The sequence below is a fragment of the Gilliamella sp. X-46 genome (assembly GCF_057063525.1).
Map to the genome: position 1 here is coordinate 510,725 of NZ_JBXSQH010000001.1, position 12,154 is coordinate 522,878.

Annotated in this window: 9 protein-coding genes; 7 read left to right on the forward strand and 2 right to left on the reverse strand. The window is 34.5% G+C overall.

Annotated features, from left to right (window positions below; genetic code table 11):
- Positions 1 to 151 precede the first annotated feature (151 nt).
- The 7 genes from rph (at position 152) to ACYIAJ_RS02625 (ending at position 11,052) form a co-directional block, all read left to right on the forward strand.
- Positions 152 to 868: a ribonuclease PH gene (gene rph, locus ACYIAJ_RS02595; RefSeq protein WP_483558816.1), complete on the forward strand. Its 717-nt coding sequence runs from the start codon at positions 152 to 154 to the stop codon at positions 866 to 868.
- A 13-nt stretch (positions 869 to 881) separates the two neighbouring features.
- On the forward strand, positions 882 to 1,529 hold the full coding sequence (pyrE, locus tag ACYIAJ_RS02600) for an orotate phosphoribosyltransferase (RefSeq protein ID WP_483558818.1): 648 nt from the start codon (positions 882 to 884) through the stop codon (positions 1,527 to 1,529).
- A 311-nt stretch (positions 1,530 to 1,840) separates the two neighbouring features.
- Positions 1,841 to 2,938 carry a lactate oxidase gene (locus tag ACYIAJ_RS02605; protein ID WP_483558820.1) on the forward strand — a complete coding sequence of 366 codons (1,098 nt, stop codon included), beginning with the start codon at positions 1,841 to 1,843 and terminating at the stop codon, positions 2,936 to 2,938.
- 1,117 nt (positions 2,939 to 4,055) lie between these two features.
- Positions 4,056 to 5,597, forward strand: a complete 1,542-nt coding sequence (locus tag ACYIAJ_RS02610) for a type I restriction-modification system subunit M (protein ID WP_483558999.1) — start codon at positions 4,056 to 4,058, stop codon at positions 5,595 to 5,597.
- The gene (locus ACYIAJ_RS02615) at positions 5,594 to 6,817 is read left to right on the forward strand and encodes a restriction endonuclease subunit S (RefSeq protein WP_483558821.1); all 1,224 of its coding nucleotides are present in this window, start codon (positions 5,594 to 5,596) and stop codon (positions 6,815 to 6,817) included. The genes ACYIAJ_RS02610 and ACYIAJ_RS02615 overlap by 4 nt, the downstream gene beginning before the upstream one ends.
- A gap of 20 nt (positions 6,818 to 6,837) precedes the next feature.
- Positions 6,838 to 7,938 carry an anticodon nuclease gene (locus tag ACYIAJ_RS02620; protein ID WP_483558823.1) on the forward strand — a complete coding sequence of 367 codons (1,101 nt, stop codon included), beginning with the start codon at positions 6,838 to 6,840 and terminating at the stop codon, positions 7,936 to 7,938.
- Positions 7,939 to 7,950: 12 nt separating this feature from the next.
- A complete protein-coding gene (locus tag ACYIAJ_RS02625; protein ID WP_483558824.1) occupies positions 7,951 to 11,052 on the forward strand; it encodes a type I restriction endonuclease subunit R in 3,102 nt (1,033 codons plus the stop codon).
- An 85-nt stretch (positions 11,053 to 11,137) separates the two neighbouring features.
- Here the strand turns inward: ACYIAJ_RS02625 and ACYIAJ_RS02630 are convergent, their stop codons facing one another.
- Together ACYIAJ_RS02630 and ACYIAJ_RS02635 are read right to left on the reverse strand one after the other, a co-directional pair.
- Complete coding sequence (locus ACYIAJ_RS02630) at positions 11,138 to 11,842, reverse strand: GntR family transcriptional regulator (protein WP_091349445.1); 705 nt, start codon at positions 11,840 to 11,842, stop codon at positions 11,138 to 11,140.
- Positions 11,843 to 12,043: 201 nt separating this feature from the next.
- The coding region (locus ACYIAJ_RS02635; RefSeq protein ID WP_483564297.1) for an IS3 family transposase at positions 12,044 to 12,154 on the reverse strand (111 nt) is incomplete at its 5' end.

The window sequence follows — 12,154 nt, forward strand, 5'->3', positions numbered from 1 at the left end:
CTAAATTTGTAAAAAACTTGCTGGGCATTGTATCATAAATTCTGTATAATGCGCTCTTAGCTTAGGCTAAACATCGCTTAAATCTTGTTGATGTCCTCCTAAATGATTAACTCAAAACGATAATTTTTAATTAAAACTGCTGGAGAATTGCATGCGCCCGTCTGGTCGATCTGCGGAACAAGTCCGCCCAATCAAAATAACCCGTCATTATACTAAGCATGCAGAAGGTTCTGTATTAGTCGAATTTGGTGAAACCAAAGTACTTTGTAATGCCACTGTTGATGAAGGGGTCCCCCGCTTTTTAAAAGGACAAGGCCAAGGGTGGGTAACGGCTGAATATGGCATGTTACCGCGTGCAACCAATTCACGTACCCAACGCGAAGCAGCTAAAGGCAAACAAACTGGCAGAACAATGGAAATTCAACGGTTAATTGCTCGTTCATTACGAGCAATGATTGATCTAAAACTGCTCGGTGAGCATACAATTACACTTGACTGTGATGTGATTCAAGCCGATGGTGGTACTCGAACCGCATCAATTACTGGTGCTTGTGTTGCTTTAAACGATGCTATCAACCAAATGCTTGCCAATGGAAAAATAAAACAAAACCCAATTAAATCATTAGTGGCCGCAGTATCTGTTGGTATCGTTGAGGGCGAAGCGATTTGTGATTTGGAATATATAGAAGATTCAAACGCAGAAACCGATATGAATGTTGTTATGACAGATGATGGTCGTATGATTGAAGTGCAAGGCACTGCCGAAGGCGAACCATTTAGTCATGACGAATTATTAAAACTGTTAGAATTAGCAAAAAATGGCATCGCAACAATTATTGATGCTCAAAAACAGTCCTTAAAAGATTAATTGGAGAAAATCGATGAAATCATATAAAAGTGAATTTATTGAATTTGCTTTAAATAGACAAGCATTAAAATTTGGTGAATTTACCTTAAAATCAGGACGCAAAAGCCCCTACTTTTTTAATGCAGGATTGTTTAATACCGGTAAAGATCTAGCTTTATTAGGTCGTTTTTACGCAGCTGCACTCATGGATGCCAATTTAGAATACGATGTTATTTTTGGTCCAGCTTATAAAGGTATTCCTATTGTTTCATCAACCGTTGTTGCACTCTCTGAACAGCATAATATTGATGTGCCTTATTGCTTTAACCGCAAAGAAGCCAAAGACCATGGTGAAGGTGGTAACTTAGTTGGTAGTTCAATCTATCAGCAACGCGTTATGCTGGTTGATGATGTTATTACCGCCGGTACCGCAATTCGAGAATCGATGAGAATATTAGAAGATAACCAATCAAAACTTGCTGGTGTGCTCATCTGCCTAGACCGTCAAGAAAAAGGTCGTGGTGAACTATCCGCAATTCAAGAAATTAAACAAACCTATCATTGTGATGTTATTTCAATTATTACGCTTGATGATTTGATCCAATACCTCTACAAAGATCCAGCGCGAAAAGAGCAAGTCATACAAGTTGAGGCTTATCGGGCTGAATATGGAATAAAATAAGCTATTAGTATTTGAATATACAATGGCAATATATAATTATTGAAAAACCTCGAATAATATCGAGGTTTATTTTTTGTTTAGCAAAAAAATAAGCTTTTTATTGAATCCCTTTACAGCAAACTAAAAAACCCCACTAACTCATTGCTATTTTCTTTATATTTCAGGCTATGATCTGTACTTAACAAAGCGCCTACAAAGATGAATATAAAAAAGTGCTATTTTGTCAAAAATGTTTTTTATTTAATTTTAAATAAAAAATAGCTGTGATATAACCGTACTGTTGTATTAACTCTCATAATTAGGAGCGAATCATGTCATACCATACAAGTAATGAAGAACACGCTATAGAGATCGTTAATATTGCTTCCTTAGAAGCATTAGTTAAAGCAAGAATGGAGGCTGGGGCTTTTGGTTATATCCGTGGTGGTGCCGAAGACGAATGGACAATGCGAGAAAATACCTTATCGTTTAATCGCAAAAAAATTATTCCTCGTGTATTACAAGGTATTGATCACGCAGATTTATCAACAAAATTGTGGGATATCCCCTTAAAAACACCCATTATTCAAGCACCATCAGCTGCCCAAGGATTGGCTCATGAGCAAGGCGAAAAAGACACCGCTAAAGGCGTCGCTGCGGCTGGTTCTATTTTCTGTATTAGTACTTATGCAAATACATCTATTGAAGATGCCGCAAATGCCGCGCCCAATGTACCGTATTTTTTTCAACTCTATATGAGTAAAGATGATGATTTTAACCGTTTTATTATCGATAAAGCCGTTAAAGCAGGCGCAAAAGCAATCATTCTAACAGTTGATTCAACGTTAGGCGGTTATCGCGAAGAGGATATTGTTAATAAATTTCAATTTCCACTCCCTATGAAAAATCTCAGTGCTTACAGTCAATCAAACGGCAATGGTGATGGTTCAGGTAAAGGCATTAGTGAAATTTATGCCGCAGCAAAACAAGGTATTGTTCCTTCTGATATTCAAAAAATTAAAGAAATGGCAAATTTACCTGTTATTGTAAAAGGAATTCAATCACCTGAAGATGCATCAATTGCAATATCAGCCGGAGCTGATGCGATTTGGATATCAAATCATGGTGGGCGACAATTAGATGGCGCTCCCGCTTCATTTGAGGTATTGCCTAGTATTGCAGCTACTGTTGCCAAACGTGTTCCAATCATTTTTGACAGCGGTGTACGACGTGGCGAACATGTATTTAAAGCATTGGCAAGTGGCGCTGATCTTGTTGCTATTGGACGCCCTATTCTTTATGGTCTGAATTTAGGTGGAGCTGAGGGAGTAAAATCCGTCTTTGATCATCTTAACAAAGAACTGTCTATTACCATGCAATTAGCTGGCACAAAAACGATCGAAGATATTAAAAATACCCTATTAATTTAATGGTAGAAATTACTTGCTTCGGTTACAGTAGTTAAAAAAATGACTGTAATGAATATACATAAAACAAAATTATCGCCGTATCATCAACAAGTGCTATGGCGATAATACCCTAGAAAAAATAACCATCATTATTGATTTGGCTAAACGTATATGACCAGTTGCTATCCAACCACTGAAACACCCAAAAACCTAATGAAGTATCAATAAACATGTCACCCATTACATATACAACACAAAAACAAGCGGCGTAATTTTACTAACTTGTATGCTTATTATGAAGTAGTTACACAACTGTTACGTTTTAGGCTATATTTTTGTAAAAAACATTCAGGATTCTATACCGTTTCGTGATTAATTAAAACTGCCTACACGGCAGTGAACTAGCAGAAAGTGGTATTGCTGATTGTGAACTAAATTAAAACTGCCTACACGGCAGTGAACTCAAATCTTAAGTTCTACCTTAACGCCGTGTAAATTAAAACTGCCTACACGGCAGTGAACTAGAAGTTAATATACTATCAATATTGTATGTAAAAAGGCAAATAGCTATTTAGGTTTTAAAAACCCTTTTTTGAAGTGAGTTTTTAATTATTTGATTTTATTTATTTTTAAAATATGGCAAAAAAAAGGGTTCTGGTTTTTAGTTTTTGGACTTTATGATGACGTAGTACTACCCAAACCTAAAACTCAAAAGACCAATTTGCTTAGATTTTTAATAAAAACCTTAAAAATAGCGTTAAGCGTTTTCGAATTTTATCTACCTATAAATAGAAAAATAGCCTATATCAATTAACTTATTTTCTATCTTTCTTAAAAGATATTGGATGATGTTCATCAACAACTTTCAATCAGCAATAGAATCAAGGAGCGCGACCAGATCGATGTTTTTTTGATATGTGAAAAATGGAAGAAATTATTAACCTTAGATTTATTCAAAATAAAGCAATAAAAAAGCCCGCAGATAGAAAAATAACAACAAATCAGCTATGATATAGACCTATAACAGTTAGCAATAAAATGACTAATAAAGAAGTAAAAATCGATTACTTTCTTATTAGGCAATACCTATTTTTTATTTAGGAATTTTGAAAATATGACTTCTAATAACGCCCAATCAATGTCCGGAACGCAACAACGTGATCAACTACAACGCCAAATATGGAAAATTGCCGACGAGGTTCGCGGTGCTGTCGATGGTTGGGATTTTAAGCAATATGTTTTAGGTTCATTATTTTACCGATTTATTAGTGAAAATTTTGCCAATTATATTGAAGGTGGTGAAGAAGGTATCGATTACAGCACATTATCCGATGATGTCATTACCGATGAAGTTAAAAAAGACGCAATAAAAACCAAAGGCTATTTTATTTATCCTAGCCAATTATTTTGTAAAATTGTAGCTCAAGCCAATACCAATTCAAGTTTAAATACTGATTTGGCCAATATTTTTAATGCAATTGAAAGCTCAGCTAATGGTTACCCGTCAGAAAGCGATATTAAAGGATTATTTGCCGATTTTGATACCACCAGTAACCGATTAGGTAATACAGTTGCCGATAAAAACAAACGATTAGCGGCGGTACTTAATGGTGTTGCCGAACTCGATTTTGGTGATTTTGCCGACAATCAAATCGATCTGTTTGGCGATGCTTATGAGTATTTGATTTCTAATTATGCCTCGAATGCCGGTAAATCTGGTGGTGAATTTTTTACACCACCGAATGTATCGAAACTAATCTCACAATTAGCCTTACATAATCAAACAAAGGTCAATAAAATCTATGACCCAGCGGCAGGTTCGGGTTCTTTATTATTACAAGCGAAAAAACAGTTTGATGAACATATCATTGAGGATGGATTCTTCGGTCAAGAAATTAATCATACCACCTATAACCTTGCTCGAATGAATATGTTTTTACACAATATCAACTATGATAAATTCGAAATTGCTTTAGGCGACACATTACTTAATCCAAAGTTTGGCGACGAAAAACCATTTGATGCAATCGTTTCGAATCCACCCTATTCAATTAAATGGATTGGCAGTGACGATCCAACCTTAATTAATGATGACCGATATGCGCCCGCTGGCGTGCTAGCACCAAAATCGAAAGCCGATTTTGCCTTTATTATGCACGCACTAAGTTATCTGTCCGAGTGTGGGCGAGCTGCGATTGTTACCTTTCCGGGGATATTTTATCGTGGTGGTGCGGAACAAAAAATTCGCAAATATTTGGTCGATAATGATTTTGTCGAAACTGTAATCTCGCTCGCACCCAACTTATTTTATGGAACAACGATTGCGGTTAATATTTTGGTGCTTGCCAAAAATAAAACCGTCAAAACGACACAATTTATTGATGCCAGCAAACTGTTTAAAAAAGAGACCAATAATAATGTGCTCACTGATGAACATATTCAAGAAATTATGCAAGTATTTGATAGCAAGCAAGATATCGAATATTTTGCTAAATCAGTCGATAATCAAACCATTGCTCAAAATGACTATAATCTATCCGTCAGTTCGTATGTTGAAGCCAAAGATACCCGTGAAGTGATTGATATCACCCAGCTTAATGCCGAAATAAAAGATACGGTAGCTAAAATTGATAGCTTACGTTCCCAAATTGATGCAATTGTGGTGGAGATTGAAGCATGATTAAGAGTAGCAATATAACTGAGTTGCTAAAAGGTGTTGAGGTTGAGTGGAAGACGCTGGGGGAAGTGGCTAAAATATCTTCAGGAGGAACACCAAAAACAAATATTTCTGAATATTATGGCGGTGATATCCCTTGGTTGCGAACACAAGAAATAAATTTTGGAAATATTTGGGATACAGGTGTAAAAATTACAGAAAAAGGAGTAAATAATTCAAGCGCAAAATGGATACCGAAAAATTGTGTAATTATTGCTATGTATGGTGCTACAGTTGGAAAAGTAGGTATTAATAAAATACCCATGACGACTAATCAAGCATGTGCAAATATAAATCTTGATAGAAAGATAGCAAATTATAGATATATATTTCATTTTTTATCTAGTAAATATACATATATAAAATCACTTGGTACTGGTACACAAACAAATATTAATGCTCAGATTATTAGAAAACTTGAGATCCCCATCCCCCCTCTACACGTTCAAACCGAAATCGTCCGTATTTTAGACACATTTACAGCCCTCACAGCAGAGCTCACAGCAGAGCTCACAGCGGAGCTTACCACACGTAAAAAACAATACAACTATTATCGGGATAAATTGTTGACCTTTAAAGAAGATGAGGTTGAGTGGAAATCTTTAGGTGAAATTTGTACTATTGGTGATGGTTTGCATGGAACCCCAAATTATGATAATTCAGGTGATTATTATTTTATTAATGGTAATAATCTTAATAATGGAAAAATAATTTTTAATAATAATACAAAAAAAGTTGATGACATAACTTTTAAAAAAAGTAACAAAACATTTACTGTAGAAAATACCGTTTTTTTATCAATTAATGGAACAATTGGAAATGTTTCACTTTTTAATAATGAAAAAATTGTTTTAGGAAAATCAGTTGCTTATTTCAAAATAAGGTCAGAAAGTTTATCTGTAAAGTTTTTATTTTATTTTTTACAAACAGGTTATGCCCAAAAGTATTATGAAACTCAGAAAACAGGTTCTACAATAAAAAATTTAGGCTTAAAAGCATTAAGAGAGTTTAAAATCCCCATTCCCCCCCTCAAGGAACAAGCCCGTATTGTCGAAATCTTAGACAAATTCGATGCGCTCACCAATTCAATCACCGAGGGTTTACCGCGTGAGATTGCATTACGCCAAAAACAATATGAATATTATCGGAATTTATTATTAGACTTTCCGAAAGTGCAAGAATAATAAGATAGAGTTATAAAAAAATGAATACCACATTAAGGAATATTGCTGAAAAGCTGGATAAAAACAATAGAAAAGTCCAATTAATCTATGCCTTTAACGGTACAGGTAAAACGCGTTTATCTCAAACCTTTAAGAATTTAATTATATCGCAGCATAAAGGCGATAAAGAGAATAATACCGCCTTAACAAGGCACAAAATCCTGTACTATAACGCCTTTACTGAGGATTTATTTGCTTGGGATAATGATAAACACCAAGAGGGTAAACATCAATTAATCATTCAACCTAACTCATTTACTGACTGGATTTTGAAAGACCAAGGACAAGACCAAAATATTGTTCGTTACTTTCAATCCTATACTCACCAAAGATTACTGCCACATTTCAACGAGGATTTTTCTGCTATTACTTTTTCGCTAGCTGGGGATAATGATCAGCGTATTGATAATATTAAAATCTCTAAAGGCGAAGAAAACAATTTAATTTGGAGTGTTTTTTTTACACTGATTAACTTAGTTATCGCAGAGCGCAATATTACTGACAAAAGCGAACGCTCGACTAATGAATTTGACCATTTACGCTATATTTTTATTGATGATCCCGTCAGTTCATTGGACGAAAATCACCTTATCCAATTGGCGGTAGATATTGCCCAATTAATCACATCCTGTGAATCTGACATTAAATTTATTATTACGACCCATAACCCGCTGTTTTATAATGTGCTTTATAATGAATTAACTTCAAAAGATAGTTATATTTTAAGACGATTTGAGGACGGTAAATTTGCATTAGAAGAGAAAAAAGGCGATTCAAACCGTAGTTTTTCCTATCATCTTTATTTAAAACAGTTGCTGCAAGAAGCGGTTAAGGAAAATAAAATTGAAAAATATCATTTTACCCTATTACGTAACTTATATGAAAAAACCGCCTGTTTTTTAGGCTATCCGCAATGGTCAGACTTATTGCCTGACGATAAACAACTTTACTTAACACGGATTATCAATTTTACCAGCCATTCAACCTTATCTAATGAAATGGTTTCCGAACCTTCTGAACCTGAAAAGCAAACTGTTGCATTTTTACTTAATCATTTACTTAAAAATTATAATTTTAAATAGCTGGAATAGAATATGACGACTTATACAAAACCAATTGCCGAAACCAATAGCTATATTATTTTAGATAACTACGACAAGCTTGAAGAAACAGCAGCTGTTTATCAGACTGAAACGGATTTAGAAAACGAATTTATTCATGATTTAACTCGACAAGGCTATGAATATTTACCTAATTTAAACACGCATGCAAAGTTATTAGCCAATATTCGTGAGCAGTTGCAAACACTAAACAAAATGCAATTTACCGATGATGAATGGCGACGTTTTGTATTAGAGTATTTAGATAAACCCAATGAATCGATGATCGATAAAAGTCGCAAAATCCACCACGATCATATTTATGATTTTGTTTTTGATGATGGTCATATCCAAAATATCAAGCTGTTAGATAAAAAAGATGTCGCCAATAATAAATTACAAGTTATCCGTCAATTTCAGCAAACTGGCAATTATGCAAATCGTTATGATGTGACTATTTTGGTGAATGGCTTACCCCTTGTGCAAGTTGAATTAAAAAAGCGGGGTATTGCCATTCGTGAAGCCTTTAACCAAGTGCATCGTTACAGTAAAGAGAGTTTTAATCAAGACAATTCACTGTTTAAATATTTACAACTGTTTGTTATCTCAAATGGCACCGACACCCGCTATTTTGCTAACACCACTAAGCGCGATAAAAACAGCTTTGATTTTACAATGAATTGGGCAAATGTTAAAAATGAACCGATAAAAGATCTAAAAGACTTTACTGCCACCTTTTTTGCCAGCCGCACGCTGTTAAATGTGTTACTGACTTATTCGGTGCTTGATGTGAATGACACATTGTTAATTATGCGCCCTTACCAAATTGCCGCCACCGAGCGTATATTGTGGCAAATCATTAGCGCTTATCATGCCAAAAAGTGGAGTAGCTTACAAAGTGGCGGTTTTATTTGGCACACAACAGGATCAGGCAAAACATTAACCAGTTTTAAAACGGCACGCCTTGCAACCGAATTAGAATTTATTGATAAAGTCTTTTTTGTGGTGGATCGTAAAGATCTGGATTATCAAACCATGAAAGAGTATCAAAAATTTTCAAAAGATAGTGTCAATGGCTCAAATAGTACCGCTGGGCTTAAACGCAATATTGAGAAAACCGATAATAAAATTATTGTCACAACGATTCAAAAACTTAATAATTTGATGAAAAGCGACGATAGTTTGGCAATCTATGATAAACATGTGGTATTTATTTTTGACGAAGCGCACCGCTCCCAGTTTGGCGAAGCGCAAAAAAACTTAAAGCGTAAATTTAAAAAGTATTACCAATTTGGTTTTACTGGCACGCCGATTATGCATACTAACGCAATAGGGACGCAAACCACGGCAGATGTTTTTGGTCGTGAACTACACGCTTATGTATTAACCGATGCAATTCGTGACGAAAAGGTACTAAAATTTAAAGTTGACTATAATGATGTGCGCCCTAATTTTAAATCGATAGAGCAAGAACAAGATCTCGAAAAACTTAGCGCTGCTGAAAATAAAAAAGCACTACTCCACCCAAACCGTATTGAGCAAATCACACAATATATTTTGAATAATTTTAAACAAAAAACACACCGCTTAATGGGCAAAAGTAAAGGGTTTAATGCCATGTTTGCAGTGAGTAGTGTCGATGCGGCTAAACTCTATTATGAATCATTCAAAAAATTACAAAAAAATGCCAATCAGCCATTAAAAATAGCCACCATATTTTCTTATTCTGCCAATGAAGAACAAGATGCACAGGGTAATTTTGCCGATGAAAGTTTTGAAACCGATGCCTTAAATCAAAGTGCTAAAGAGTTTTTAGCTGCTGCGATAGCAGATTATAATCAGATGTTTAAAACTAACTTTGATGTCAGTTGCGATCAATTTCAAAACTATTATCGTGATCTGTCTTTAAAAGTCAAAAATCAAGAAGTCGATCTATTAATTGTCGTTGGCATGTTCTTAACTGGCTTTGATGCGCCAACGCTCAATACGTTATTTGTCGATAAAAACCTGCGATATCATGGGTTAATTCAAGCCTTTTCACGCACCAATCGTATCTATAATGCCACTAAAACCTTTGGCAATATTGTGGCGTTCCGTGATTTAGAACAAGCTACCATTGATGCAATAAAAACATTTGGTAAAAGCAATACTCGTGAAGTGGTGTTAGAAAAAAGCTTTAAGGAATACATGGAAGGGTTTACTGATAAAAGTTCAGGTGAATTGCACCATGGCTATTTAGCTATCGTTGCCGAATTGCAAGACAAATTCCCACGTCCTGACGAAATTATTACCGACAAAGATAAAAAAGCGTTTGTTAAATTATTTGGCGAATACTTGCGTGCTGACAATGTGTTGCAAAATTATGATGAATTTGTTGCATTAAAAGATTTCCAACAATTAGATATGACTGATGAGCAAGCGGTTTTAGCGTTTAAAAACAAGCATTATGTGACTGATGAAGATCTGCAAAAAATGCAAGCAGTTAAACTACCGACTGATCGCGCAATTCAAAATTATCGTTCAACCTATAATGATATTCGTGATTGGCTACGCCGAGAAAAAGAAGCCAATCAACAAGATCAGCAAAGGGTTGACTGGGATGATGTAGTTTTTGAAATAGATCTATTAAAATCACAAGAGATCAATTTGGATTATATTCTTGAGTTAATTTATGAACAAAATAAACAAGAAAAAACCAAACAGGACATTGTCGAAGATGCTCAGCGATTAATTCGATCAAGCTTAGAAAATCGAGCTAAAGAAGAGCTAGTTGTCGAATTTATAAAACAAACTGATCTTGATGCTATTCCAGATAAAGCCTCGATTATTGATGCGTTTTTCTTGTATGCACAGCAAGAGTTACAGGTAGAGCTTAATTCCTTAATTGAAGAGGAAAATTTAAATGAAGCAGCCACAAAACGCTATATTGCATCGTCGTTAAAGCGAGAGTATGCAACTGAAAATGGCACAGAGCTGAACGAGATTCTACCTAAAATGAGCCCACTGAATCCCCAATATTTAATTAAAAAGAGCCGAGTCTTTGAAAAAATCGCCGCATTGGTTGAAAAGTTTAAGGGTGTTGGTGGTAGAATTTAATTGTTAACAGTTAAATTTGCTAATAATTAAAGGAAGATGAATGATCGATTTCTTATTCATCTTCCTAATAACTCATCACTGAAACTTACTTTGAGTGATTTTGTATGCAAAATCTTGCATTTTCATAATGATAAATGATTTTTGAAAAATCAAATGGTTCACCTGATGAAGTATAAAATATTTCTTCAACACAAAGTGCTGGCTCACCGGCTTGCAGTCCTAAATATTGCGCCATTTCAGCATCAAGCTTTATTACTTGCATATATTTATCAGAAAAACCAATATTAATATTGTAATTTTCTTGAATATAATTAAAAATTGAATTTTCAACGATCTCTTTATTTAAATAACAAATGAGCTTTTTGCGATAGTATGACTGCTCTAAGCCATATAATTTGCCTTCAACGTAACGTAATCGCTTAACAAAATAAACTTCTTCATCGTCATCACATTGTAGGTTTTCTTTAACCTTTGAACAGGGCTTGATAATATCGACATTAAATACTGTCGATGAACCATAAACATCTTCTAAATCAACGGTAAAACCATGACTTTGTAAAAAATTGAGGTAGCCTCTTTTTTTGCGTTCACGAACAAAAATGCCACTGCCTTGCACTTGATAAATAACGCCTTGTCGTTCTAGACAATTAAGTGCTTTGATAATTGTGCTACGACTTACCTGATACTGATTAATTAACCCTTCAATATTGGCAAGTTGGGTGCCCTTAGCTAATTGCTGCTGATAAATCGTCTGTTTGATTTTTTTTGCAACATCCTGATATTTAATCATTTTTATATCTTTTATTTAATGAAAAATTTAAACATTATTTTATACAAGTTATTTTAACTTTTAAATTAAATGATGTAAAAGTCGATCAAGATCACAAACAATATAATTGGTAATTAACAATTTTGAAATTGTCGATAAAATAACCTTACTAAATTGCTTTTAGGAGTATTTGAACTGCACCCCAAAAGTTGTACAAAAAAACTAAGCTGCTGGAAAATAATACTCCCGATATTGAACAGGACTCTTTTTGTCCAAGCTTAATTTAATTCTTCTATGATTATAATAATGGATATATTCCTCAATATCCGCTTT